The organism is Paenibacillus phytohabitans (assembly GCF_013141775.1).
In the GTDB taxonomy this organism is placed as follows: Bacteria; Bacillota; Bacilli; order Paenibacillales; family Paenibacillaceae; genus Paenibacillus_AQ; species Paenibacillus_AQ phytohabitans.
On sequence record NZ_WHOB01000097.1, the window covers coordinates 303,291 to 328,361 of the forward strand.

A 25,071-nucleotide genomic window follows, 5' to 3' on the forward strand; every position below is an offset into this window, starting at 1 on the left:
TAGAGTGAGGGATTACTATGAAAATTAATGAATTGTCATCCTGTCTTGCCGCTTCGCGTCTATACGGGGAAGGTGAGACCGAGATTACGGATTTGCAGGTGGATTCCCGCAAGGTTAAGCCGGGCGATTTGTTCATTTGCCTGCCCGGCCATACAGTGGACGGACATGATTACGCACCGCAGGCAGCCGCAAGCGGTGCGGCTGCCCTAGTCTGTGAGCGGAAGCTGGAAATCGATCTGCCGCAGATCGTGGTAGATGACTGCCGGTTTGCGATGTCCGTGCTGTCGAATGCGTTCTTCGGCTCACCCAGCAGCCGGATGAAGATGATTGGGATTACCGGGACCAACGGCAAAACCACCACTACGTATCTGATTGAGAAAATCATGCAGGACCATGGCGTGAAGACGGGGCTGATCGGGACGATTCAGATGCGTTATGACGGACAAAGCTATCCGATGTCCGGTACTACGCAGGAATCGCTTGAGCTTCAGCGCACTTTGAACGATATGGCCTCCAAAGGAGTGCAGTGCTGTGTGATGGAGGTATCCTCCCATGCACTTCAGCAGGGACGGGTGAAGGGAACGGACTACCGCACAGCGATATTCACTAACCTGACTCAGGATCATCTGGATTATCACCATACGATGGAGGAGTACCGCGCGGCTAAGGCATTGTTCTTCTCGCGGCTTGGCAATGTGATCTCTCCGTGGAAGGAAGAGCGTAAATATGCAGTTCTCAACGCGGATGATGCAGCAAGCAGTTATTTTGCTGACCAGACCGCTGCGGAAGTGATTACATATGGTATCGACAACCCTGCCAATGTCCGGGCCTCTCAAATTTCGATCACGTCCAAAGGAACTTTTTTCCATGTGGATACGTTTAAGGGGGAGACAGATATTTCGCTCCGGATGGTCGGCAAGTTCAATGTCTATAATGCACTTGCGGCCATTACTGCTGCTCTGCTGGAGGATGTGCCGCTGGAAGATATCAAAGCCAGTCTGGAGTCAGTAGCCGGTGTGGACGGACGTGTCGAGTCTGTGGATGCCGGACAGGATTTCGCGGTCATCGTAGACTACGCGCATACGCCGGATGGTCTGGAGAATGTGCTGAAGGCTGTCTGTGAATTCGCTGCCGGCAAGGTAATTACCGTCTTTGGCTGCGGGGGAGACCGGGATACGACCAAACGGCCGCTGATGGGCAAAATAGCTGCCAAATACAGTGATCATGTCATGGTTACCTCCGACAATCCCCGGACAGAGGATCCGCTGCTGATTCTGCGCGATATTGAAGCGGGACTTCTTGAGGACGGCGTATCACAGGAACGGTATGAGATGATTCCCGACCGGCGGGAAGCGATCAGAAAAGCTATTGAAATGGCAAGCCCCGGCGATGTAGTATTGATTGCGGGGAAAGGTCATGAGACCTATCAGCTAATCGGCGGGGTCGTTCATGATTTTGATGACCGCATCGTAGCCAAAGAAGTGATAAGGGGCCGAAGCTATTGATTACAAGAACGCTGTATACTATCGCGGGAATGTGCGGGGGAGAGCTGTCCTCTGCTGAAGATAAGGATATTGAACTTGCGGGAGTCGTAACCGATTCCCGCAAAATTACGCCTGCCTGCCTGTTCGTTCCGCTGGCCGGAGACAACTTTGACGGCCATCATTACGCTGCTGCCTCTCTGGCATCAGGAGCGGCCGCTACGCTCTGGCAGCGGGATAAGGGGCCTGCGCCTGAAGGCGGTCCTGTTATTCTGGTTGAGGATACACTGGCCGCTTTGCAGAGACTGTCCTCGGCATATCTGGGGGAGCTCGCGCCGCGTGTAGTCGCCGTGACAGGCAGCAATGGCAAGACAACGACCAAAGATATGATTACCGCTCTTCTTGAAGTGCAGTACAAGGTACACAAAACACAGGGCAATTTCAATAATCACATCGGTCTGCCGCTTACGATTCTCTCCATGGACAGTGATGTTGAGATTGCTGTGCTGGAGATGGGCATGAGCTCGCGCGGTGAGATTGCCCTGCTGTCCAGGATAGCTGCCCCTGATGTGGCTGTGATTACCAATGTGGGCGAATCCCATCTGCTGCAGCTCGGGTCCCGCAAGGAAATTGCCCGGGCGAAGCTTGAGATTGTGGACGGACTTAAGCCGGGCGGCCTACTCATCTATAACGGGGATGAACCGCTGCTCGCAGAAGTTATGGCAGAGCCCGGGTTTAATCCGCCGGAAGGGATGCTCAGCTTCCGTTTCGGGCTGTCCGGAGACAATGATGACTATCCTTCAGGTCTCATGACTCATGGCGCTGGAATGACCTTCACTTCGCATCTTCATGCCGAGCGTGCCTTCACGCTGCCTCTGCCGGGGCGTCACAATGTCATTAACGCACTCGCTGCACTAGCGGTTGCCCGGCATTTCCGTGTGACTGACGAGAATATAGAGACCGGATTAGCCGGGCTTAAGCTGACCGGCATGCGGATTGAAGTGATGCAGGCAGCGAACGGGCTGACGCTGCTGAACGATGCTTACAATGCCAGCCCTACGTCCATGAGAGCAGCGATAGATGTGCTGCAGTCCATGAAGTGCAGCGGGAGCAAAATCGCAGTGCTGGGGGACATGCTGGAACTTGGGCCTGATGAAGTTCTGTTCCACCAGCAGATCGGCAGCTATCTCGATCCTGCATCGACGGATGAGGTATACACTTACGGACCGCTCGCTGCTCATATTGCTGCGGCTGCGGCGGAGAGATTCGGGGCCGGACATGTATTTGCTTTTGAAGACAAAGAAGCCTTAATCACGGCCTTGAATACCAAATGTGGGCCCAGGGATGTAGTACTCTTCAAAGCGTCCCGGGGGATGCGTCTGGAGGAAGTGCTTCACCGCCTGAAAGAATATTCTGAAGCTGACTTAAACTAATGGAGGGGGTGTACCCATGGATTATCAATTACTTCTGCTGACTATTGCTGTGTCCTTTATCCTTGCGGTCATTGCCGCTCCGCTGATTATCCCGCTGCTGCGCCGGATGAAGTTCGGACAACAGGTTCGCGACGACGGGCCTCAGACCCATCTGAAGAAGGCGGGAACGCCTACAATGGGCGGAATTATCATCATGGTGGCATTCACGTTGTCTTTTCTGAAATTTTCGGTGATTAATTCGGATTTCTACGTACTTCTGGTAGCTACGCTGGGTTACGGTCTGATCGGTTTCCTGGATGACTATATTAAAATTGCCTTCAAACGTTCCCTAGGGCTGACGGCACGCCAGAAGCTTGCCGGCCAGCTGCTGGTTGGTATCATTCTCTGCGCCCTGCTCATTTCCGGCGGACATCATACAAACATCAGCATTCCGGGAACATCGGTGAGCTTTGACTGGGGCGGCTGGTTCTACTATCCGTTTATTGTCCTGATGATGATGGCGGTAACCAATGCGGTTAACTTCACGGATGGTGTGGACGGACTGCTGTCCGGTGTCAGTGCGATCGCGCTCGCTGCTTTTGCTGTAGTCGCCATGCAGGCAACCTCCATTGCTGCCGGTGTCTGCGCTGCAGCGATGATTGGTGCAGTACTTGGCTTTCTGGTATTCAATGCCCATCCGGCTAAAGTGTTCATGGGTGATTTCGGCTCCTTCGGGATTGGCGGCGCGATTGGCGCGATTGCCATTGTAACGAAGACCGAGCTGCTCTTCGTGGTGATCGGCGGTGTCTTCGTAGTCGAAATGCTGTCCGTAATTATTCAGGTTGCTTCGTTCAAAACACGGGGCAAACGGGTGTTCCGAATGAGCCCGATCCATCATCACTTTGAGCTGGGCGGCTGGTCGGAGTGGCGTGTGGTTGTCTCCTTCTGGGCGGTGAGCCTGGTGCTCGCGGCTGTTGGACTATATCTCATCAAGGGGTTGTAACATATGAAGCATCCGGATTTGTACCGTGGTGAAGAAGTGGTCGTCCTGGGGCTCGCCAAAAGCGGCGTCCAGGTGGCCAAGGTGCTGCATGAGCGCGGCGCGGTTGTAACGGTCAATGATAAAAAGGAAAGAGATCAAAGTCCCGAAGCTTCCGAACTGGAATCTTTGGGAATTTCTGTTATATGCGGCGGGCATCCGGAGGGGCTGATTCATGAGGGTGTTGCGCTTGTTGTTAAGAATCCGGGGATTCCCTATTCCGTGGCTCCGGTGCAGCAGGCTCTTGGGCTTGGCATCGAAGTCGTAACGGAGGTAGAGGTGGCTTACCATCTCTGCGCCGCACCTATGATCGGTATTACGGGCTCCAACGGGAAGACGACTACAACGACCTGGGTTGGCCGTATGCTGGAGGCAGCGGGGATGAGGCCTATAGTTGCCGGGAACATCGGTACGCCGCTCTGTCAGGCCGCTCAGGAGGCTGACGTGGACAACTGGATGGTTGTCGAGCTCAGCAGCTTCCAGCTCAAGGGCACGGAAGCCTTTCGGCCCAAGGTCGCTGCCCTGTTGAATGTTGCCGAGACCCATCTGGATTATCATGGGGGGATGGAGGATTATGTGGCCTCCAAATCCAAGCTGTTCGCGAATCAGGGGCCAAGCGACACGGCTGTACTGAACTGGGATGATCCGGTGTGCCGCGAGCTGGTTCCTTATATCAAAGCAGGAATCCTGCCCTTCTCCATGACCGAAGAACTGGTTCAGGGCATCTTTGTCCGTCCATCCTTTGTGCCGGAGACAGAAGATGCTCTGAAGCGGGTGATCATCTACCGGGATTATACGGAGAGCGAGACCGAAATAGCCGATGTGGATTCAATCGGCCTTCCGGGCCGCTTCAATGTGGAGAATGCACTGGCCGCCTGCGGCATCGCCATTGCCGCAGGCGCGGACCCGGCAGTGCTTGGCGGAGTGCTGGCTTCCTTCCGCGGTGTGGAGCACCGGCTGGAATATGTGACTGACAAGGCGGGAGCCGCCTACTATAACAATTCCAAGGCTACCAATTCCAAAGCTACAGCCATGGCGCTGGGGTCCTTCAAGAAGCCGGTCATCCTCGTTGCCGGAGGGCTGGACCGCGGTTCTGATTATATGGAGCTGCTGCCTGTCCTCGGCGGGAACGTCAAGGCACTGGTGGCTCTTGGGGAGACGAAGGACAAGCTGGCCGCGGTTGCGCAGCTGGCAGGAGTAAAGACAATCATCTCCGTCGATAATGGGGAGAGCGCCGCCGCCGTGCTGCAAGAGGCCGTGCGGGAGGCTTCCGCTCTTGCGGAAGCAGGAGATGTAGTTCTCCTCTCTCCTGCCTGTGCCAGCTGGGATATGTTTACATCCTATGAGGAGCGCGGGCGTATTTTTAAAGAGGCGGTGCATAACCTTTAAGTAGGGGGGTGGATAAGCCCCTACTACGGATGCAAGAGGTGTGCTCCTGATGAACAAATCCCGTCATGCGCCCGATATCTGGCTGCTGCTTCCGATATTGGCTTTGCTGGCCATCGGTATGGTAATGGTATACAGCGCCGGGTCCGTTTTGGGCTTCCGCAATTATGGCGACTCGTTTTATTTTGTCAAAAGACAGCTGCTGTTCGCAGGCCTGGGTCTTATCGCCATGTTCATCACCGCGAATACGGATTATGTGGTGCTGAAGAAGTTCGCCAGGCCGGCCCTGATTTTCTGCTTCGTACTGCTGGTGCTGGTGCTGGTTCCCGGCATCGGGGTCGTGCGCGGCGGTGCGCGCAGCTGGCTGGGAATCAGTTCTTTCGGCATTCAGCCCTCGGAGTTCATGAAGATGGGGATGATCCTCTTTCTCGCCAAATGGCTCGGAACAGAGGATTACGATATTTCCAGCTTCACCCGCGGCCTGCTTCCGCCGCTTGCGCTGATCGGTTCCGCTTTTGCGCTGATCATGCTCCAGCCGGATCTCGGTACAGGCACTGTCATGTTCGGGGCTGCCTTGATGATGGTCTTCACGGCAGGGGCCCGGATGAAGCATCTGCTCTCCCTGGGCGCACTGGGTGTTGCCGGGTTCGTGGGGCTTATTGCCGCCGCACCCTACCGTCTGCAGCGGATTACGGCCTTCCTGGACCCCTGGTCCGATCCGCTCGGGGCCGGATATCAGATCATACAGTCGCTGTACGCGATTGGACCCGGAGGACTGGGGGGCTTGGGTCTCGGCATGAGCCGGCAGAAGTACAGCTATGTGCCGGAGCCGCAGACCGATTTTATTTTCTCCATATTGGCTGAGGAGCTGGGGTTTATCGGGGGGCTGGCAGTGCTGCTGCTCTTCCTGATTCTAATTTGGCGCGGAATGAAGGTAGCGATGAGTCTGCCGGACCGTTTCGGCAGCTATCTGGCCGTAGGTATCGTCTGTATGGTTGCTATTCAGGTGATCATCAACATCGGTGTGGTTATCGGCCTGATGCCGGTTACCGGCATTACGCTTCCGCTGATCAGCTATGGAGGCTCATCGCTGACCCTGATGCTTACAGCCCTTGGCATTCTACTTAATTTATCCCGTTATGCGAGGTGAAAGACATGCGTATTGTATTAAGCGGCGGCGGTACGGGCGGACATATCTATCCGGCCGTAGCCGTAGCCAGACAGCTGGAATCCGAAGAAGAGAAATCCGTCTTCCTGTATATCGGGGGCAAACGCGGTCTGGAGAGCAAGCTTGTTCCCCAAGAGAATCTGCCCTTTAAAGCGATTGATATTACCGGCTTCCGCCGTAAGCTCTCAATGGACAATGTGAAGACGGTAATGCGTTTCCTGAAGGGGGTGAAGGCCTCCAAAGCCATGCTGCGGGAGTTCAAGCCGGATGTTGTCATCGGCACAGGCGGATATGTCTGCGGGCCGGTAGTGTACGCTGCATCCCGGCTAGGCATCCCGACGCTTATCCATGAACAGAACGCGATCCCCGGCCTGACCAACCGCTTCCTCAGCCGGTATGCCGATACGGTCGCCGTAAGTTTTGAAGGCACGGAGCCGGCTTTTCCGGGGGCTAAGAACGTAATCTACACAGGCAACCCCCGGGCAACTACGGTAATGACTGCCAACCCGCAGCGGGGATTCGCTTCACTGGGGATTCCTGAAGGCAGTACGGTTGTGCTGGTAGTCGGAGGCAGCGGAGGCGCCAGGGCAATTAACCGGGCGATGATTGAAATGGCTCCGTTTGTGGGTAAGGGTAATGGTGTTCACTATGTGTACGTTACCGGAGAGGCTTATTTCGAGGAAACCCGTAAAGCTGTGCGTGAGAAGCTCGGAAGCTTGCCGAACTCCCTGCATATTCTTCCGTATATTCATAATATGCCCGAGGTATTGGCCTGTACTTCACTCATCGTGAACCGGGCGGGGGCATCGTTTCTTGCAGAGATTACTGCGCTAGGCATTCCCTCTGTGCTTATCCCTTCTCCCAATGTGACGAATAATCACCAGGAAGCGAATGCCAGACAGCTTGAACGTGAAGGGGCAGCCGTTGTGCTGCTGGAGAAGGATTTAAGCGGCGACGCACTATTCGCAGCGGTGCATAAGATTATCGGAGCGGACGCTGCACGCCGCAGTATGTCTGATGCCTCAAGGCGGCTGGGTAAAAGAGACTCCGCCTCGCTGGTTGTCGCCGAGCTCCGCAGATTGGCCGCAGGCCGGAAACGCTAGAATCCCGGGCTTACATTGTCACACACGAGAGGTCACGAACATAGGATGATCCTATAATCGTGACAATCACCCAGAGCACTTCCAGTTCATGAAATGTGGAGCGGGGTAGCTTCCCGGCCTATTTCTGTTGATCTGTGTACAGGAAGTGCCCAACGGTGGGTGAGCGGTAATCTCGGAGGTGATACATTGGACAAATTGGTGATTGAGGGTGGAAATCCCCTGTCAGGCACCATACGTATCCATGGAGCGAAAAATGCGGCCCTGCCGATTCTGGCGGCAAGCCTGCTGGCCGAAGGAGTTCACTCACTGCATAATGTGCCGAAGCTGCTGGACATCGAAACTATGCTGGATATTCTGGAAAGGCTGGGCTGCAGGGCCGTGCATGAAGATGAAACAGTTACGGTCGATACAACCTGCGTCGCAACCTCCCATGTTCCGGAGGATTTAATGCGGCAGATGAGATCCTCCATTTTTCTAATGGGACCGCTTCTGTCCAGGTTTGGTGAAGTAACGATTTATCAGCCGGGCGGCTGTGCCATCGGGGAACGCAAAATTGATCTTCACCTGCAGGGTCTGAAGCTGCTCGGGGCGGAGATTGAGGAGACCAGCGGGATGATCTGCTGCCGGGCTGCCAAACTGACAGGCTGTGATATTCATCTGGATTATCCAAGCGTCGGAGCCACGGAGAATATCATGATGGCTGCCGCTATGGCGGAGGGGACCACAACGGTGTCCGGAGCGGCCAGAGAGCCGGAAATTCAGGATCTGCAGAATTTCCTGAATGCGATGGGTGCGCAAATCATCGGTGCGGGAACAGATACGATCACCATTCAGGGCGTCTCCAAGCTGTATCCTTGCAATTATGAGGTCATTCCCGACCGGATAGTTGCCGGGACCGTAATGATCGCAGCTGCAGCTACAAGGGGGAATGTGACGCTCACCCACACCAACGCAGGACACTTGACTTCTCTGATTCATGTTCTGAGGCGTGCCGGTGTTCAAATTACAGTTTGCAATGATATAATTAATATCAGCTGTATGGGGCGTCCGCGTGCAGTAGAAAGAATTGTAACCTCCCCGTATCCTTCGTTCCCTACAGATCTGCAATCCCAGGTGATGGTCCTTTTGTCCCTGGCTGACGGATTCAGTGTGATTAAAGAAACTGTATTTGAAGGACGCTTTAAGCATGTGGAGGAGATGGCCCGGATGGGAGCCGACATTTCCATTGACCTGAACCGGGCGTTTATACGCGGAGTGCAGAGATTATACGGGGCTACGGTAGAAGCCACCGACCTGCGTGCCGGAGCTGCCCTGGTTATCGCCGGACTTGCCGCTCAAGGAACTACCGTTGTTGAGCAGGCGCATCATATTGACCGCGGATATGACGGCATCGAGATACTGTTTCAGAAGCTGGGTGCACGCATTAGCCGCAAGGTACCTGTGCCGGACCCGCTGGATTTGGCCAATTAAAGCTCCCTGTCTCCTTCGGCCCGAGTGCGCGGGAAGGAGACAGGGCCTTATTACGGAGATATGAGAATGCCTAAAACCCGAATGCCTCTTCTTAAAGAGGACAAGCCCAGTAAGAGAATGAGCCGTAAAATCACCATTATCCTGCTGCTGCTGTTTATTGCGCTGCTGGCCGTGATATTTTTCCGTTCGTCCGTCAGTAAGATTACGGCTATCAATTTCCAGGGGGATAAATATACATCCCGGGAGGAATTGCTTACCGCAAGCGGTCTTACAATCGGCGGACAGTTCTTCGCGGTCTCCGGAGATTCCGTGGAAAGTGCACTGACAGGACTGAAGACGGTTCAGGAAGCGGCTGTGGACAAGAAATTCCCCGGTGTGATTAACATCAGCATTAAGGAATTCCCCGCAGTGGCATACGAGCTGGATGAGGCTGGATCGCTTGAGGCGATTCTGTCCAGCGGAGCTGCAGTATCTGTCAAGGATACAGGGATTGCCGTTGAGAAGCCGATATTAACCAACTGGAAGGCTGATGATCCTTACAAGACGAAGCTGTGCCAGGCGCTGGCTGATATTCCGAATGAACTGACCAGTGATATATCCGAGATCGTCCCCTCCCCGACTTTGTCTTTTCCGGACCGTATCAAGCTGTATACACGTTCACGGTTTGAGGTCATTACGGCAATTTCACTGCTTAAGGATAAAGTGGAATACCTGAATCAAGTGATTGAAAACGAGCAGCCGGGATTGATCAAGATGCTTGAGGCCGATTCTTATGTCCCATTTCATACGGAAGCTGAGGATTCCGGGGAGGATGCAGACACACAAGAGTAAATAGTCCCTACTAATAGAGCGGAAAAAATGCTACAATCGGTTTTACGGGCAATAAGCAATATCCCTCTTTTTTCTGCGGATTTTTTGAAATGCATTCATGGATATAGCTGTCATTTCTTAAAAGGTAAGAACTTATATGCTTTACGCAAAATTGAAAGCAGTTGTTTGCATGTCAAAAGGCTGTTATATTATTCCATTCAAAAAATTTGTAGAAAAAAGAGGGAAAGGATTAGGGATGTTGAATATGTACAGAGAAGTTTCCCGGGACCGGGATCAAAGCGTATTTTCTATTTATTTGGCTTCACAATTCATTATGATTATAACAGGAGGTGCCATAGGGCTTGAGCAACAATGACATCATTGTTAGTTTGGACATCGGTACATCCAAAGTTCGGGCAATTATTGGGGAAGTTACCAATGGAACCTTTAATATTATTGGCGTTGGATCTGCTGATTCGGAAGGAATACGCAAGGGTGCGATTGTAGACATCGATCAGACTGTGCAATCGATCAAGAGTGCCGTAGAGCATGCGGAGCAAATGGTCGGTATTCAAATATCCGAGGTGTATGTCGGTATATCCGGTAATCATATCGGCCTGCAATCCAGTCACGGCGTAGTTGCCGTGCAGAATGAAGACCGTGAGATCGGCGAAGATGATATCGACCGCGTAATCAAGGCTGCTGAGGTCATAGCACTGCCTCCTGAGCGCGAAGTCATTGATGTTGTCGCCAAGCAATATATCGTCGACGGGCTTGAAGGAATTCAAGATCCGCGCGGAATGATCGGAGTTCGCCTCGAGGTTGAAGCAACGATCATTACCGGGGCTAAGACACCAATACATAATCTGCTGCGCTGCGTGGAGAAATCAGGTCTGAAGGTTAAAGATCTTGTGCTTATGTCTCTCGGGGCAGGCGGATTAGCGCTTTCCAAGGATGAGAAATCAATGGGAGCAGTACTGGTGGATATCGGTGCCGGCCAGGCGACGATAGCCGTATATGAAGAAGGTTCCTTGTGCGCAACCTCTACGATTCCGATCGGAGGAGAATTTATAACCAATGATATTGCATACGGTCTGCGAACGCTTACCGATCAGGCCGAGAAGGTCAAGCTGAAATATGGCTGTGCCTGGATTGATGACGCCGCCTCGGATGTCGTGTTCAAGGTTCTGCGGATCGGCAGCAATGTTGAGAAGGAATTCAACCAGGAGGATCTGGCGGCGATTATTGAGCCCAGAGTTCAAGAAATCTTCCATCTGATCCGCCAGGAAGTGAAGCGGCTTGGTTACAATGAGCTTCCGGGAGGTTATATACTAACGGGTGGCACCGTTTCGATGCCGGGTGTCCTGAAGGTCGCCCAGACTGAGCTGGCAGCCTCCGTACGTATTGCCGTACCTGATTATATTGGAGTACGTGACCCCGGCTTCACCGGCGGTGTAGGTATACTCCATACCGTTGTGCGCAGATTCCGCGGACGAAGCAGCGGCGGAAGCGCCAATAAGAAGACGGTTAACCGCAGCAAGCAAAGTGCTGCACCTAGCCAGGATTCTTCCAAGAAGCCGGGGCTGGTAGAACGTCTAAAGAATATGTTCAGCGAGTTCATATAAGTGTAAGTCCAGATATACTTGGACTGGCCATCCAAGCACTACTCAAGGGGGAGATGGAAACAATATGTTGGAATTTGATTTTGAAATGGAGAGCTTAGCCCAAATAAAGGTCATCGGCGTAGGCGGCGGCGGAAGCAATGCTGTAAACCGGATGATTGAAAATGGCGTTCAGGGTGTTGAATTCATCACGGTTAATACAGATGCCCAAGCGCTGCATATGGCCAAATCGGAGCATAAACTGCAAATCGGGGATAAACTGACCCGCGGACTTGGCGCTGGAGCCAATCCTGAGGTGGGGAAGAAAGCGGCTGAAGAATCCCGCGATCTGATTTCAAATACGCTTAAAGGTGCAGATATGGTATTCGTAACCGCAGGTATGGGCGGGGGTACCGGAACAGGCGCAGCGCCTGTAATTGCCGAGATTGCCAGAGAGTGCGGAGCATTGACGGTTGGCGTCGTGACCCGTCCGTTTACTTTTGAAGGCAGAAAACGTTCCAATCAGGCAGAACTGGGAATCGAAGCGTTGAAAGAAAAAGTGGATACGCTGATCGTGATTCCGAATGACCGCCTGCTGGAAATTGTGGATAAGAAAACACCAATGCTGGAGGCATTCCGTGAAGCGGATAATGTACTCCGCCAGGCTGTGCAAGGGATATCTGATCTCATTGCCGTTCCCGGCCTGATCAACCTTGACTTTGCCGATGTGAAGACAATTATGACGGAGCGCGGTTCAGCGCTTATGGGTATCGGTATTGCGACCGGCGAGAACCGTGCCTCGGAAGCGGCCCGCAAAGCCATTATGAGCCCGCTCCTCGAAACCTCCATCGAAGGTGCACGCGGCGTAATTATGAACATTACAGGCGGCTCCAACCTCTCCTTGTATGAGGTTAATGAAGCGGCTGAGATTGTTACCTCTGCTTCCGATCCTGAAGTGAATATGATCTTCGGTGCGATTATCGAAGAGAGCATGAAGGACGAAATCAAGGTTACGGTAATTGCTACCGGCTTTGAACATAAGCCTTCCCCTGTAGCGCCTGCTCGCCGTCCTGCATCCAGCAGTGAGCCGGCAGCGGACAAGGATAAGAATGCGAATCTGCGTCCGTTCGGCAATCAGACAACCTCTGATCAGCTGGATATTCCAACCTTCCTGCGCAACCGGACACGCGGCAACAATGATTAAGAACGAAGAGCAATGAACTGCATAGCTTTTTTACGGAAGCACCGTATTCGACCCGCCTAGAGCTGGGACGAATACGGTGTTTTTTTGTTTTTAGGCTGTTATAATAACGATAACGGGAGACGATGGAATGGAACTGCTGGACCCCCGGGTGGATTTTGTATTTAAACGGATATTTGCAAGCGAGAGTAACAAGGATGTGCTGCTGGCTTTTCTGAACCGGATATTCATGGATGCGGGAGATTCCCCGCTGGAGGAAGTAGTGCTGCTCAATCCTTATACAGATAAGGATGATCCGCTGGATAAGCAATCAATATTTGATATTTGGGCGAAGTCTGCAGACGGCAAGCTGATCAATATTGAAATGCAGCTGTTCAACAAATATGATATTGAGAAAAGGACCTTATATTACTGGAGCAAACGTTATGCGGGCCAGCTTCAGGTAAGCGGCAAATATACAGACCTCAAGAAATGCGTAACAATCAACATTCTGAATTATAAGGTGCTGCCTAACGAACATCCGCATAGTGTGTTTCACTTACGGGAGGATGCAACCGGAACGCCGCTCACGGATGATATTGAAATTCATTTTCTGGAATTACCCAAGCTGAATCAGCCAGCTGTTCCCGGCCAAGGCGGTCTGGTGAACTGGCTGCTGTTCTTGAAGGGAATAAACCACTCGGATTGGGAGGTGCTATTGATGAACGAGCCTGCTTTGAGGAAGGCGATGGAAACCCTGGAGTTTCTGAGTCAGGATTCGGAAGCCCGGCGTAAATATGAGGACCGCCAGAAGTTTCTGCTTGACGAAGCCTCGCAGAGAGACGGTGCACAAAGAGAAGGGTTTGCTAAAGGCATATCAGAAGGCAGAGAAGTAGGAAAAGCAGAAGGCAGAGCAGAAGGCATAGTGCAAGGCATAGCAGAAGGCAGAGCAGAAGGCAGAGCAGAAGGCGAGCTCGAGGCAAAATTGGAAATAGCCAGGAATCTCCTGGCTATGGGGCTGGATCTTCCTGCTGTAATGAAGGCAACCGGACTGACTGAAGAAGAGTTGAAATCTATCACTTGAATGAATATTCGAACTTGAAGTCAGCCTCTACAGGCTGGCTTTTTCTTTTATCCTCTTAATATCTCTGCTGACCTATAACTCGACAAAAAAAACGTAAGTACGCCCCCCAAGTTTAGACAGACTTTGAATGCGAGAGTTCCTATACTAATCTTATCGTCTAAAAAGAGAGCCTTCACCCTGGCCTCCGGCTAGATATCCGTTACCAGGCAGGTGAAAACACTGGTTGTTTATATTGACTTGATCTTCGCCGCCAATCTGCTGATCGACGGAATTCTATTGTGGCTGACCAGCTGGCTGGTCAAGCTGAAGGTGTCCTGGTGGCGCCTGTCTCTCTCTGCGCTGGTTGGCGCGCTCTATGTCGTGATGATGTTTGTACCGGAGCTGTCCTTCATGTACACCTTCCTCATCAAATTCGGGTTGTCGGTAGTGATGCTGTGGATCGCGTTCGGATTTAGAAGTCTGCAAAGCTATCTTCGTGCATTAGGGGCATTTTATATCATTAATTTTGCGGCGGCAGGAGGTATAGTAGGGATTCATTATTTGCTGCAAAGCTCAGGCGACATCTGGAACGGGATTATCTTTACTTCTTCAGGCGGCCAAGCTTACCGGTTGAAAATTGGATTCTGGTTCGTGCTTGCGATGCTTCCGCTGGTGCTTCTTCTCTTCAAGCTGATTCAATCCTCGCGCAGGCGCAGGGAGCAGCTGGAGACATATATCGGTGAAGTGACCGTGGAGATTGACGGAGTATCTGTTACCTGTCCAGGGCTGCTGGACACCGGAAACCGGCTCAATGATCCGCTTACGCGAATTCCGGTCATGGTTATGGAATCCTCACTATGGGAAGGCCATCTGCCGGCCTCATGGAAAGGGAGGCTGACACAGACAGGGGCAGATACACTTGTGCTGGAAGCGGACGGGCAGTCGTTTGCGTGGCAGGACAGAATACGGCTGGTGCCGTACAGAGGCGTTAACCGCGGGGCATCCTTCATGCTCGCGTTGAAGCCGGATTCAGTGATGATAAAGCTTGGCGGAGAAACCTTTTACAGCAAGAGGGTTCTCATCGGGCTGGATGGCGGGACACTGTCGGGAGACGGAGCGTACCGGGCGGTCATACATCCTGACCTGACCCACAATGAGAGCGCTGTAGAGGCGCCGGCAGACAAGGCTATGAGTTAAGGAACATATAGGAGGAACAATAAATGGTCAAATTCAAACTTGTGCTGCAACTGCAGTATTATCGCATGCTGTTTCTGCTGGGACTGAAGAGCCAGGAAATTTATTATATCGGGGGCAGTGAAGCGCTGCCTCCTCCGCTTACACGGGAAGAGGAAGAATTCCTGCTGCAGCGGCTCTCAAGCGGTGATGCGGCAGTCCGGGCCATGCTGATTGAACGCAACCTGCGGCTGGTGGTGTATATCGCCCGGAAATTCGAGAACACAGGGATTAATATCGAGGATCTTGTTTCCATCGGGGCGATTGGACTGATTAAGGCGGTCAATACCTTTGATCCGGAGAAAAAAATAAAACTGGCCACCTATGCCTCACGCTGCATTGAGAATGAAATTCTGATGTATCTGCGGCGCAACAGCAAAACTAGAAGCGAGGTTTCTTTTGATGAACCTCTGAATATTGACTGGGACGGCAACGAGCTGCTGTTATCGGATGTGCTGGGAACGGAGAATGACACGATTTACCGGAATATCGAAGAACAGGTGGACCGCAAGCTGCTGCAGAAGGCGCTGGAGAAGCTCAGTGAACGGGAAAGATTAATTATGGAGCTGCGGTTCGGACTGCGCGGCGGTGAGGAAAAAACCCAAAAGGATGTTGCTGATTTGCTTGGCATTTCCCAATCCTACATCTCGCGGCTGGAGAAAAGAATTATCAAGCGGCTGCGCAAGGAGTTCAACAAGATGGTGTAAGCTGAAGGAACCGAGGAATAAAATGCCGGACCGGGGAGATAATGTACAGTAATGTTTCTCCTTGGGAGGTAAATCATCATGACCCGAAATAAAGTCGAGATTTGCGGTGTGGACACCGCTAAGCTACCCGTTCTTACGAACGTGGAAATGCGGGCATTGTTCACTTCGCTGCAGCAGCAGGGCGAGCGATCCGCCAGAGAGAAATTGGTAAATGGTAACCTTAGACTTGTTCTTAGCGTAATTCAAAGGTTCAATAATCGTGGGGAGTTCGTGGATGATCTGTTTCAGGTAGGCTGCATCGGACTCATGAAAGCCATCGATAATTTTGATTTATCGCAGAATGTCAAGTTCTCTACCTATGCGGTGCCGATGATCATCGGAGAGATCCGCCGCTACTTGCGTGACAACAACCCGATCCGGGTATCGCGCTCGCTGCGGGATATTGCCTATAAGGCCCTTCAGGTCCGTGACAGCCTGACCAATCAGAATTCGCGGGAACCGACGATCCTCGAAATTTCAGAAGCGCTCGGGGTACCTAAAGAGGATGTCGTCTTTGCCCTTGATGCTATTCAGGACCCGGTATCCCTGTTCGAGCCGATCTATCATGACGGCGGTGATCCGATCTATGTGATGGATCAGATCAGCGATGATAAGAACAAAGATGTATCCTGGATTGAAGAGATTGCTCTTCGTGAAGCCATGCAGCGGCTGGGACAGCGCGAGAAACGTATTTTGTCCATGCGGTTCTTTGAAGGTAAAACCCAGATGGAGGTAGCGGATGAGATTGGGATCTCACAGGCGCAGGTATCGCGGCTTGAGAAGTCGGCTATCCAGCAAATGCAAAAGCATGTGAAGTCTTAAACAGCAGGCTATAGATAAGCGGGGGATATTCCGGAAGGCGCGTGAGCAGCTGCCCGGGGTATCCTTTTGTATGTAACGGCGAAGGCCGGAAATGAATTAAGACATGTTGCCAAGCCTTAAGGACATATACTGGAGCTATAGGTCTGAATGTACAGGGGTGGCAGGATGAATGAAGATTCCGTAGGGTCAGGCAAAAAGATGAAAATTTCTGATTTTCAAACCAAGGATGTCATTAATATTGTGGACGGCAAGCGGCTCGGGCAGATTAGTGATCTGGAGCTGGATCTGCGCCGCGGGGTTATTGATGCCATCATCGTACCGGGATATACAAGGTTCATGGGACTGTTCGGAGGCGGTGCCGATCTGATTATCCCGTGGCGGAATATCGTCAAGATCGGTGCCGATGTCGTCCTGGTGAAGATTGAGGAATCCCGGATGCCTCAGGGCCAGGAAGAGCGGGAGATGATGTATCTGGAGCGGCCGGAACGCAGCGAGCGGCGCACTTATTAATCGGGTGCGTCTTTTTTCTGCGGATATAGGTAAAGGCATAGGGTGGGCTCAGTCGGGTCCCCGCAAAGTACTTGGATAGGCATCGGAGCATAACATCGCTTTGTGGGGATTATTTTGTCTGGCAGGTTTTCGGGGTCCCCGCAAAGTACTTGGATGGGCATCGGAGCGTAACATCACTTTGTGGGGTAGAGTTTATGGGGCTGAGTTTATGTTACACTTAAGCGGAGGTGAAGATATGGAACCGTTTATGCGGAGTGACGGAACGCCTATGCTGCTTCATCTGGAGCCGTGGCGAGAGAAGTATAATGCAATCACAGCAGGATTCACAGGCAGAGAAGGCGGCAGCGGTACGAAGCCGTATGACAGCTTCAACTGTGCATTTCATGTCGGTGATGATCCGGCTGTTGTGCTCAGCAACAGGAAGCTGCTGGCGGAAAGTCTTGGTTTCGGGCTCCAGTCCTGGACCTGCGGAGAACAAACCCATGGTAAGGATATAGCAGTAATTACAGAACAGGACCGCGGAAAAGGCAGCCTGGACCGGTCTACAGCTTTTCAGGCTACCGACGGGCTCCTGACGAATGTGCCGGGTGTGCTGCTGACTTCCTTTTATGCGGATTGTGTGCCGCTCTACTTCTATGACCCCGTGCACAGTGTTGTGGGGCTGGCGCATGCAGGCTGGAAGGGGACTGTGGCAGAGATCGCAGCAGCGATGGTGGACAGAATGACTCAGGAGTATGGAAGCCGTCCAGAGGATATCCAGGCTGCCATAGGCCCTTCGATTGGCGAATGCTGCTACGAGGTAGATGATTATGTAATGGACCACGTCCGCCGGCTGGAGGCCGGGCTGAACCCGCTGATGATGGTGGAAGGGGCGCCGGACTTATATAGAAGCTCGGATAAGGACAGCAGCAAAAGTATGCTTAACTTGAAAGAAATGAATCAACGCATTATGATAAAAGCAGGAATATTGCCGACTCATATCGAATGTACAACTTGGTGTACAAGCTGTAACAGTGATCTGTTCTTTTCGTACCGCAAGGAAAATGGGGTTACGGGGAGAATGACGAGCTGGATCGGAATAAAGGAGAGTTGAATTTTGGCCTCATTACAGGAAAGAATCGCCATCACCCTGGAACGTGTCGCACAGGCCTGCGCTGTCAGCGGCCGTGATGTAAGTGACGTCAAGGTTATCGCGGTGACGAAATATGTACCTCTGGATACGGTAGCCGCTGTGCTGGAAGCAGGGCTCACGGAGATTGCGGAGAGCCGCTGGCAGGATGCAGAGCCTAAATGGAATGCGCTTGGACACAAGGGAATCTGGCACTTTATCGGGCATTTGCAGACCAATAAGGTAAAAGACGTTATAGGTAAATTTGAATATATACACTCGCTCGACCGGCTATCGCTGGCACGGGAGCTGCACAAGAAGGCGGACGCCGCCGGACTGGATGTTAAGGTGTTCCTGCAGGTGAATATTTCCGGAGAAGATACGAAGTTCGGTTTGCCGCCCGAAGCGGTGGAGGGTTTCCTGAAGGACATCGCCCCGCTAAGCCGTGTGAAGGTAATCGGACTGATGACCATGGCTCCGCACGAGGAAGATCCGGAGCTTACCCGTCCCGTATTCCGGGGGCTGCGTGAGCTGCGCGATTCGCTTAATCAGCTTGCTTTGACACCTGAGCCTATACAAGAGCTGTCGATGGGAATGTCGAATGATTTTGAAGTGGCGATACAGGAAGGAGCCACCCGGGTGCGCCTGGGTACGGTACTAGTAGGTCATTAGGAGGGAGATTGATGGGCGTGATGAACCGGTTTATGAGTTTCTTGGGTTTGCAGGAGGAAGAGGAAATAGTGGAGCGGGAGCAAATTTCCCGTGATGAGGATGAATACGAACCCGCCCCTGTAGAAACACGCAAAAATCAGCGGGCCAACGTCGTCAGTATCCATTCGCAAAAAAATGTGAAGGTTGTGCTCTACGAGCCGCGTTCGTATGACGAGGCCCAGGAGATTGCCGACCATCTGCGTGCGCACCGCACGGTAGTTATTAATTTGCAGCGGGTGCGTAACGATCAGGCAATGAGGATTATTGATTTTTTAAGCGGAACGGTTTATGCCCTGGGTGGAGGAATATCCAAGATTGGGGGCAATATATTTATGTGCACTCCAGATACAGTGGAAATTCAAGGCTCCATAACAGAAATTCTTGGTGACGATCAAGACTACAACAGAATGAGGTGAGCAGGTTTTGGATCAAATATCTTCAATTATAGACATCCTATTTACAATTTACTATTACATGATTATCGTATACATTCTCATGTCCTGGCTGCCTAATCTGCGTGAGAACTTTATCGGTGAGCTGCTTGGCAAGCTTGTGGAGCCGTATCTTACGCCATTCCGGAAAATCATCCCGCCTCTGTTCGGAACCATCGACATCTCCCCGATTATTGCGATCGTGGTGCTCCGGTTTGCGGTAGGCGGGCTTCATTCCATTGTGGCCCTGGTGTTCGGCTAATCACATGAAGAATGAAATTTACGGCCACTTCCACCCGGATGAACGGCAATTTGTGGACAAGGCCTGGGAATGGGTTACGAATGCAGGAGAGTACCATGAGACCAAGCTGACTGAATTTCTCGATCCCCGTCAGGGTTATATACTGCAGAGCCTGGTGAACCGCCACCCCGATGTCATTGTACGCTGGGAGGGCGGTTCTGACGATGCCGAGCGGAAGCGGGCTATGGTTGCGCCGGATTACCGTGATCTCACGGGTGAGGACATGGAGCTGAAGGTGCTGGCCATTACCTCGGGGGAGCAGAAATTCCTTGCGCTGGAGCATGGTGATTATATGGGGGCCATCCTGGGACTGGGCATCAAAAGAGGCAAGATCGGTGATATTCATGTGCTGGAGGACGGCTGTCACGTTGTGGTAGCTGAGGATATCGCCGATTATTTGTCCATGAATCTGACCGGTGTACACCGGATCAACGTTAGTACAGAGATACTGCCATTATCCGGCTTACGCAGCAGCCAGGTTAAGCTGGAGACGATGGATTTCACCGTGGCTTCCCTGAGACTTGACGGAATTGCAGCGGATGTGACCCGGCTAAGCCGGAGCAAAATTCTGGCTCCCATCAAAGCCGGACGGGTGCGGGTGAACTGGAAGGTAGAGGAGGATCCGTCCTGCAGTCTGAAAGACGGTGATGTAGTTTCGATCCAGGGCTTCGGGCGGTTCAAGGTGCTGGAGATCGGCAGCTTGACGAAGAAAGGCCGTTACCGGATTCTGGTAGGCAAATTTGTCTGAGTTCTTTGCAGGATTACAGGCGTGCTTGTCGAAATTGATATTCTCAAGGGAAACACCCCCCTTCACTTTTGGGGATATCCAAGCAAGCAGTCTTTCATCTTTGTCATCCGGACAGACTATCGTTCAGGGACAATGGATGTCCGAAATTTCTAGGAGGTGCACAGCATGCCATTAACACCGCTCGATATACATAACAAGGAATTCTCTCGGAGAATCCGCGGTTATGACGAAGATGAGGTCAACGAATTTCTGGATCAGGTCATTAAGGATTACGAAAGCGTTATTCGTGAGAACAAAGAGCTGCACAACCAGCTTTTATCCATTCAGGAACGCCTTGATCATTTTGTCAATATTGAAGAAAGCCTGTCCAAGACCATTATCGTAGCTCAGGAGGCTGCAGATGATGTGAAGAACAACTCCAAAAAAGAGTCACAGCTGATCCTCAAGGAAGCGGAAAAAAATGCGGACCGGATTATCAACGAAGCGTTGTCCAAATCCCGCAAGGTAGCGATCGAGACAGAAGAGCTGCGCAAGCAGGCTTCAATCTACCGTACCCGTTTCCGGACCCTGCTGGAAGCCCAGCTGGAGCTGCTGTCGCAGGATGACTGGAATGCGCTTGAGAGCCGCGAGGTTACTGAGAACGCCTTGTGAGCGGGAATCCGGGCCATTCATTTGAATAAAAAACTCCTTAGTAGAAGTTATTGATCTTGTTTGTTTAATAAACAAGACTTCTACAAAGGAGTTTTTTTGTGTTTTATTGCGGCGCAAAAACCTTTGCAGTAATGATAACAGGGCCGGTTACAGTGATGTCTCCCTGAAGATCCTCTTGGTTTGTGGCAAATACCTGAAAAACATGATGTCCTACAGATACATTCCTAAGGATGGTCTGGAACATTGTGGTCATTTGAAGCGGCTCATCTTCATCGTTCGAAACGGACTGTTGTTCAGCACTGCCTACAAGGATTCCATCCACAAGGACTTGTAGTAAAAGCTTCGGCTGAACGGGCGGGGTAGCAAATACGTTGGTCACCTGCCAGCCTACGGTTGTAGTAAGTTCTAAAAAATTTATTGAAGTAGGAACACCAGCACCAAATTCTAATATTAAAGTTGGTGTTGCCTGAACTGGAGCGACTACTCCATGGCTCAGATTGGTTTGAAGACTCCTGACAAATTCAACTAAGGTATACGCCATTTTTTCACCTCCAATTTTTCATAATCACATTATATGGACTTGGTGGATATTATGTTTGAGACACCATCCTATACTTAAGAATAATCTGTGATTTGCAAAGGAGGACTAGAGTTGAATATTCTATTTATTACTTCAGGTTTTCGGGCCGTTTATCACTTTTTTGAAAAAACTATAATAGAAGCGTTCCAGAAAACAGGTCACGATTGTGAATCCTATAATTTAAATAATGGTTTATTAAATGGATTGAAGCTTAAGAGCGAATCTATGCAGCCAGATCTAATTTTGGTCATGTCCGGGTTGAAAATCTCCATACCTGTGCTGGAATTCATAAAGCAAACACAAGTGAAGTCAGCCATATGGATGACGGAGGATCCTTATTACATGGACTGGACCGTTCCGCTAACCCCGTATTTTGACTACATTTTCACTATCGATCAAGCCGCATTGGAGCAATATCAACAGCGTGGCCATCCCCGTGTATATCATCTGCCGCTGGGAACAGATCCGCAGCTATTTCATCCCGCACCCATCTCTGAAGAGTATGCAAGTGATCTTTGTTTAGTAGGAGTACCTTATAGGAACCGGATTGAGCTGATTGAATTCCTGCTGGAGAGAACAGACTATCATATTCAAATCGTGGGGAGAGGGTGGGGCAAATATTATAAGGAGTGGGTACAACACTCAAACCGGAATATAGAGCTGGTGAATGCCTGGGTAAAGCCCGAAACCGTAGTAAATTATTACAATGGCTCCAAGATCGTTTTGAATGTCCATCGTCCTTCTGATGAGAAATATAATAGAAATCGTATGGGGATTATCGCTAAAAGTATTAACAACCGTACCTTTGATGCTGCCAGCTGTGAAGCCTTCCAGCTTACAGATTATAAAGAAGAGCTTGAATGTAATTTCAAGGATGGCGAAGAGGTTATTTCCTTCAGAGATAAGGAGGATTTACTTAAGAAGATTGATTATTACATGACAAACGGTGAGGAACGCGACCATATTGCAAAAGCAGCCAGAAAACGGGTTCTGGAGTCACATACGTTTCAACACCGGATTCATCAATTATTGATGAAGGTCCAATCCTGAAATACCGGGTTTACCGGAATAACCGGAATTATCAGGTTTACCTGACTTACCGGACTTTAAAACGTTTAACAGGGAATCTGTTAGGCGTTTTATTCATATGCGGCTGTATATCCGGTGAAAGTTTGTGCTATTTCATTTGAAAATTTAGTCTTCTAACCTATAACGTTTTGATTAGCGAGACATATTATAGCAAGTAAACAGCGAGGGAGGTTTTGTATTGCCAAAGGTAACTGTAATCATGACCAGCTACAATAAGGCCGGATATATCGCAAAGTCCATTGAGTCCATGTTGAATCAGACGTTTACAGATTTTGAGCTCTTCCTGATGGATGATAACTCGAATGAAGAAACCAGGAAAGTCATTGAGCCATTTTTAGAGGATAAAAGAATAAAGTTTATTAAGAGTAATATTCAAACCATGAAGGAGCGGGTGGAGAAGGTTAGATATGCTGTTCTAATCAATGAAGCCCTGGAGAAATCGTCGGGTGAGTATATTTCATATGCAACGGATGATAACCGTTATAGACATACTAGACTGGAGCAAATGGTGGACTATCTGGAGAATCATCCCGACGTCATGATTGCTTACTCTGCATCACTCGTCAATTATCTGAATGAACACCAAGAGATTACCAAGAGCCAGCTGAGGCCGGCCAAAAAAATAGTCTCGGTAGCGCCTTGCGTAATCGATCATTGCTCCGTTATGCACAGAAGCTCCATTCTTCCGGTAATCAAAGAGAAGTTCGGCTCCTACTGGGATGAGAATCCGGAGTTTTACCGGATTGGCGACGGCCGATTTTTTTGGCGGCTCAATCAGTTCTGGGATTTCTACCCGGTAGAGGACGTTTTGGATGACAACTATATTACCGAATTATCTATTCACTATCAATTGGCGCACCAGGAGAAGAGTCAATTCATACAAATGCTGCCCCCCCAGAGAACCTGCAAGGAGCTGAGAGAAGAACTGAAATTAATGCAGCAAAAGAAATAATGGATCTGCAAAACGGTGCTTTAAGAAGGGGGAAACGGATTGTCCGTCTATCTGTCTAATTACTGGTCTCTCTATAGCGAATTCATCCATGTAACAAAGGATCTGAAGTATAGAAACATTCCCATTGCCCTCATGACGAATTTCTATCAGCAAATTGATGATGAGCTTAGAAGCGATATGGGGAGCAAGGAATTCGCGATGCAATTGAAGCATTCCAGCATTAAGGAGCAACATCAGATTCAGCCTTTTTTTGAAACGGTGGTCGCACCTCTAAATCAGCCTTTGAGGTCCAATCGGAATGGAAAGATCCTAATCAATCTCGACTATATAAGAATTTCGGAGACAACAATAAGCGAGCACTTCAGCGGAGATCAGGCAATGATATTGTCCCGTTCCAGAGCTCCTGAGCTTTACGGGATACCCAATGTATGCAGCCTGGACTTTAAGGAGGATACCAAGCAAGCAGCGGAAGAGCTGGTTAGTAAAGCAGCTTCAACTTTGGCTAACTACGAAGGACATCCTGCTTTTAGCAACGATTTCTTCAGCCAAACCTTCATCAAACGGATTCCCGCCATTGTTGAGGCAATTGAAATGGTTTTTAATCTTTATGATCATATTCCGGTAGCCGCTCTAATGGTTGGGACGACAGAGGATGTGGTCAGCCGGACCCTCGCCGTCGTTGCAGGGATGAAGGGCATTCCCAGCGTTTGCCTGCAGCATGGAATTCTGATGGGGGAAGAAGCGTTTATCCCTGTCTTCTCAAGTCATATCGGAATATATGGAGAATACGAGCATGAATGGTATGTGGCAAGAGGGCTTGAGGACAAGCGGATTGTGATCACCGGCCACCCCCGGTATGATGACATCTTCACCTCAACACCACCCTCCAAGGGCAGCTTTATAGATTTATATGAGCTTGACCCCCATAAAACTACGTTATTAATAGCTACAGGTCCTACTTTAAATGAAAACAAGATACAGGCGCTAATTACTGAGCTCGCTGCGAATCCGAAATTTCAAATCGTCATCAAACCCCATCCCTGGGAGCTCTCCAAAAAACTGATTTCACTGTATACCGGTTTGGAGTCACAACATAATAATATCCGAGTTGTTACAGACAGAAAGGCTGACACGCGTAATCTGATTATGAACTCAGACGCTGTTGTCGCGACACTCTCTACCGTTGCTTTGGAAGGTCTTTTATTTAACAAACCCGTGTTTGTCTATAATTTCATTGAAGCCAACCGTGAATATAATTACTATAATGCTCTTGAAAAATATATTCAGAAGGAGCCCGGCGAATTAACAACAATCGTCTCTTTATATTATTCAAGTAACAAAGAGAAGTTACACTATAGAGCAGTGAAGAATAAGTTTTTGCTGCAGTCCTACAGCATCCGGCATTCCGGCAGAGAACTGTCGGAGTTGATTAACCGATTGACTAATCTAACACAGGGCTTATGAGAAGGGAGGAGG

Annotated in this window: 25 protein-coding genes; 24 read left to right on the top strand and 1 reads right to left on the bottom strand. The window is 50.6% G+C overall.

The genetic code is table 11. The annotated features are described in order from the left end of the window. Positions 1-17 precede the first annotated feature (17 nt). From GC101_RS34850 to GC101_RS34950, 21 genes are all read left to right on the top strand, one after another. A complete protein-coding gene (locus tag GC101_RS34850; protein ID WP_171721016.1) occupies positions 18-1,505 on the top strand; it encodes a UDP-N-acetylmuramoyl-L-alanyl-D-glutamate--2,6-diaminopimelate ligase in 1,488 nt (495 codons plus the stop codon). Beyond that, entirely contained in the window at positions 1,502-2,914 is a 1,413-nt protein-coding gene (locus tag GC101_RS34855) for a UDP-N-acetylmuramoyl-tripeptide--D-alanyl-D-alanine ligase (protein ID WP_171721017.1), read from the top strand. Before GC101_RS34850 ends, GC101_RS34855 begins: the two co-directional genes overlap by 4 nt. A gap of 16 nt (positions 2,915-2,930) precedes the next feature. Next, positions 2,931-3,896, top strand: coding sequence for a phospho-N-acetylmuramoyl-pentapeptide-transferase (gene mraY, locus GC101_RS34860; protein ID WP_171721018.1), 966 nt, complete (start codon positions 2,931-2,933; stop codon positions 3,894-3,896). A 3-nt stretch (positions 3,897-3,899) separates the two neighbouring features. Further along, on the top strand, positions 3,900-5,321 hold the full coding sequence (gene murD / locus GC101_RS34865) for a UDP-N-acetylmuramoyl-L-alanine--D-glutamate ligase (RefSeq protein WP_171721019.1): 1,422 nt from the start codon (positions 3,900-3,902) through the stop codon (positions 5,319-5,321). 49 nt (positions 5,322-5,370) lie between these two features. After that, positions 5,371-6,468, top strand: a complete 1,098-nt coding sequence (gene spoVE / locus GC101_RS34870; protein WP_171721020.1) for a stage V sporulation protein E — start codon at positions 5,371-5,373, stop codon at positions 6,466-6,468. A 5-nt stretch (positions 6,469-6,473) separates the two neighbouring features. Further along, positions 6,474-7,589 (top strand): undecaprenyldiphospho-muramoylpentapeptide beta-N-acetylglucosaminyltransferase, encoded by a 1,116-nt coding sequence (gene murG, locus GC101_RS34875; protein WP_171721021.1) that lies wholly within the window; start codon positions 6,474-6,476, stop codon positions 7,587-7,589. Positions 7,590-7,775: 186 nt separating this feature from the next. Then, a complete protein-coding gene (murA, locus tag GC101_RS34880; protein ID WP_042139384.1) occupies positions 7,776-9,059 on the top strand; it encodes a UDP-N-acetylglucosamine 1-carboxyvinyltransferase in 1,284 nt (427 codons plus the stop codon). Between the two features lie 66 nt (positions 9,060-9,125). Next, a complete protein-coding gene (locus tag GC101_RS34885) occupies positions 9,126-9,890 on the top strand; it encodes a cell division protein FtsQ/DivIB (protein ID WP_171721022.1) in 765 nt (254 codons plus the stop codon). Between the two features lie 341 nt (positions 9,891-10,231). Then, complete coding sequence (gene ftsA, locus GC101_RS34890; RefSeq protein WP_039304274.1) at positions 10,232-11,494, top strand: cell division protein FtsA; 1,263 nt, start codon at positions 10,232-10,234, stop codon at positions 11,492-11,494. 64 nt (positions 11,495-11,558) lie between these two features. Then, the gene (gene ftsZ / locus GC101_RS34895) at positions 11,559-12,674 is read left to right on the top strand and encodes a cell division protein FtsZ (RefSeq protein ID WP_042139382.1); all 1,116 of its coding nucleotides are present in this window, start codon (positions 11,559-11,561) and stop codon (positions 12,672-12,674) included. A gap of 127 nt (positions 12,675-12,801) precedes the next feature. After that, positions 12,802-13,734: an Rpn family recombination-promoting nuclease/putative transposase gene (locus tag GC101_RS34900; RefSeq protein WP_171721023.1), complete on the top strand. Its 933-nt coding sequence runs from the start codon at positions 12,802-12,804 to the stop codon at positions 13,732-13,734. A 210-nt stretch (positions 13,735-13,944) separates the two neighbouring features. Then, a complete protein-coding gene (spoIIGA, locus tag GC101_RS34905; protein WP_171721024.1) occupies positions 13,945-14,910 on the top strand; it encodes a sigma-E processing peptidase SpoIIGA in 966 nt (321 codons plus the stop codon). Positions 14,911-14,933: 23 nt separating this feature from the next. Continuing rightward, positions 14,934-15,653, top strand: a complete 720-nt coding sequence (gene sigE, locus GC101_RS34910) for an RNA polymerase sporulation sigma factor SigE (protein WP_039304286.1) — start codon at positions 14,934-14,936, stop codon at positions 15,651-15,653. Between the two features lie 78 nt (positions 15,654-15,731). Beyond that, positions 15,732-16,514, top strand: coding sequence for an RNA polymerase sporulation sigma factor SigG (gene sigG / locus GC101_RS34915; protein WP_039304289.1), 783 nt, complete (start codon positions 15,732-15,734; stop codon positions 16,512-16,514). Positions 16,515-16,679: 165 nt separating this feature from the next. Next, positions 16,680-17,024 carry a YlmC/YmxH family sporulation protein gene (locus tag GC101_RS34920; protein WP_039304293.1) on the top strand — a complete coding sequence of 115 codons (345 nt, stop codon included), beginning with the start codon at positions 16,680-16,682 and terminating at the stop codon, positions 17,022-17,024. A gap of 235 nt (positions 17,025-17,259) precedes the next feature. Then, positions 17,260-18,117, top strand: a complete 858-nt coding sequence (pgeF, locus tag GC101_RS34925; RefSeq protein ID WP_171721025.1) for a peptidoglycan editing factor PgeF — start codon at positions 17,260-17,262, stop codon at positions 18,115-18,117. A 3-nt stretch (positions 18,118-18,120) separates the two neighbouring features. Then, on the top strand, positions 18,121-18,804 hold the full coding sequence (locus tag GC101_RS34930; protein WP_039304298.1) for a YggS family pyridoxal phosphate-dependent enzyme: 684 nt from the start codon (positions 18,121-18,123) through the stop codon (positions 18,802-18,804). Between the two features lie 11 nt (positions 18,805-18,815). Beyond that, the gene (locus tag GC101_RS34935; RefSeq protein WP_039304302.1) at positions 18,816-19,259 is read left to right on the top strand and encodes a cell division protein SepF; all 444 of its coding nucleotides are present in this window, start codon (positions 18,816-18,818) and stop codon (positions 19,257-19,259) included. A gap of 7 nt (positions 19,260-19,266) precedes the next feature. Then, positions 19,267-19,536: a YggT family protein gene (locus GC101_RS34940; protein WP_039304304.1), complete on the top strand. Its 270-nt coding sequence runs from the start codon at positions 19,267-19,269 to the stop codon at positions 19,534-19,536. 4 nt (positions 19,537-19,540) lie between these two features. Then, positions 19,541-20,323 (top strand): YlmH family RNA-binding protein, encoded by a 783-nt coding sequence (locus GC101_RS34945; RefSeq protein WP_076244023.1) that lies wholly within the window; start codon positions 19,541-19,543, stop codon positions 20,321-20,323. A 165-nt stretch (positions 20,324-20,488) separates the two neighbouring features. Beyond that, entirely contained in the window at positions 20,489-20,974 is a 486-nt protein-coding gene (locus tag GC101_RS34950) for a DivIVA domain-containing protein (RefSeq protein WP_042139375.1), read from the top strand. A 103-nt stretch (positions 20,975-21,077) separates the two neighbouring features. Here GC101_RS34950 and GC101_RS34955 read toward each other — a convergent pair whose 3' ends face one another. After that, positions 21,078-21,515, bottom strand: coding sequence for a hypothetical protein (locus GC101_RS34955; RefSeq protein WP_171721026.1), 438 nt, complete (start codon positions 21,513-21,515; stop codon positions 21,078-21,080). A 111-nt stretch (positions 21,516-21,626) separates the two neighbouring features. Between GC101_RS34955 and GC101_RS34960 the strand changes: the two genes are divergently transcribed. The 3 genes from GC101_RS34960 (at position 21,627) to GC101_RS34970 (ending at position 25,059) form a co-directional block, all read left to right on the top strand. After that, the gene (locus GC101_RS34960) at positions 21,627-22,604 is read left to right on the top strand and encodes a CgeB family protein (RefSeq protein ID WP_171721027.1); all 978 of its coding nucleotides are present in this window, start codon (positions 21,627-21,629) and stop codon (positions 22,602-22,604) included. Between the two features lie 217 nt (positions 22,605-22,821). Next, positions 22,822-23,595 carry a glycosyltransferase family 2 protein gene (locus GC101_RS34965; RefSeq protein WP_171721028.1) on the top strand — a complete coding sequence of 258 codons (774 nt, stop codon included), beginning with the start codon at positions 22,822-22,824 and terminating at the stop codon, positions 23,593-23,595. Positions 23,596-23,634: 39 nt separating this feature from the next. Next, the gene (locus GC101_RS34970) at positions 23,635-25,059 is read left to right on the top strand and encodes a CDP-glycerol glycerophosphotransferase family protein (protein ID WP_171721029.1); all 1,425 of its coding nucleotides are present in this window, start codon (positions 23,635-23,637) and stop codon (positions 25,057-25,059) included. Positions 25,060-25,071: the final 12 nt, after the last annotated feature.

What these genes read in the sequence shown, in the direction of transcription:
- GC101_RS34850 (WP_171721016.1), top strand. Translation starts at nt 18, where the DNA reads ATGAAAATTAATGAATTGTCATCCTGTCTTGCCGCTTCGCGTCTATAC.
- mraY (WP_171721018.1), top strand. Translation starts at nt 2,931, where the DNA reads ATGGATTATCAATTACTTCTGCTGACTATTGCTGTGTCCTTTATCCTT.
- murD (WP_171721019.1), top strand. Translation starts at nt 3,900, where the DNA reads ATGAAGCATCCGGATTTGTACCGTGGTGAAGAAGTGGTCGTCCTGGGG.
- spoVE (WP_171721020.1), top strand. Translation starts at nt 5,371, where the DNA reads ATGAACAAATCCCGTCATGCGCCCGATATCTGGCTGCTGCTTCCGATA.
- murG (WP_171721021.1), top strand. Translation starts at nt 6,474, where the DNA reads ATGCGTATTGTATTAAGCGGCGGCGGTACGGGCGGACATATCTATCCG.
- GC101_RS34885 (WP_171721022.1), top strand. Translation starts at nt 9,126, where the DNA reads ATGCCTAAAACCCGAATGCCTCTTCTTAAAGAGGACAAGCCCAGTAAG.
- ftsZ (WP_042139382.1), top strand. Translation starts at nt 11,559, where the DNA reads ATGTTGGAATTTGATTTTGAAATGGAGAGCTTAGCCCAAATAAAGGTC.
- GC101_RS34900 (WP_171721023.1), top strand. Translation starts at nt 12,802, where the DNA reads ATGGAACTGCTGGACCCCCGGGTGGATTTTGTATTTAAACGGATATTT.
- sigE (WP_039304286.1), top strand. Translation starts at nt 14,934, where the DNA reads ATGGTCAAATTCAAACTTGTGCTGCAACTGCAGTATTATCGCATGCTG.
- sigG (WP_039304289.1), top strand. Translation starts at nt 15,732, where the DNA reads ATGACCCGAAATAAAGTCGAGATTTGCGGTGTGGACACCGCTAAGCTA.
- GC101_RS34920 (WP_039304293.1), top strand. Translation starts at nt 16,680, where the DNA reads ATGAATGAAGATTCCGTAGGGTCAGGCAAAAAGATGAAAATTTCTGAT.
- pgeF (WP_171721025.1), top strand. Translation starts at nt 17,260, where the DNA reads ATGGAACCGTTTATGCGGAGTGACGGAACGCCTATGCTGCTTCATCTG.
- GC101_RS34935 (WP_039304302.1), top strand. Translation starts at nt 18,816, where the DNA reads ATGGGCGTGATGAACCGGTTTATGAGTTTCTTGGGTTTGCAGGAGGAA.
- GC101_RS34945 (WP_076244023.1), top strand. Translation starts at nt 19,541, where the DNA reads ATGAAGAATGAAATTTACGGCCACTTCCACCCGGATGAACGGCAATTT.
- GC101_RS34950 (WP_042139375.1), top strand. Translation starts at nt 20,489, where the DNA reads ATGCCATTAACACCGCTCGATATACATAACAAGGAATTCTCTCGGAGA.
- GC101_RS34955 (WP_171721026.1), bottom strand. Translation starts at nt 21,515, where the DNA reads ATGGCGTATACCTTAGTTGAATTTGTCAGGAGTCTTCAAACCAATCTG.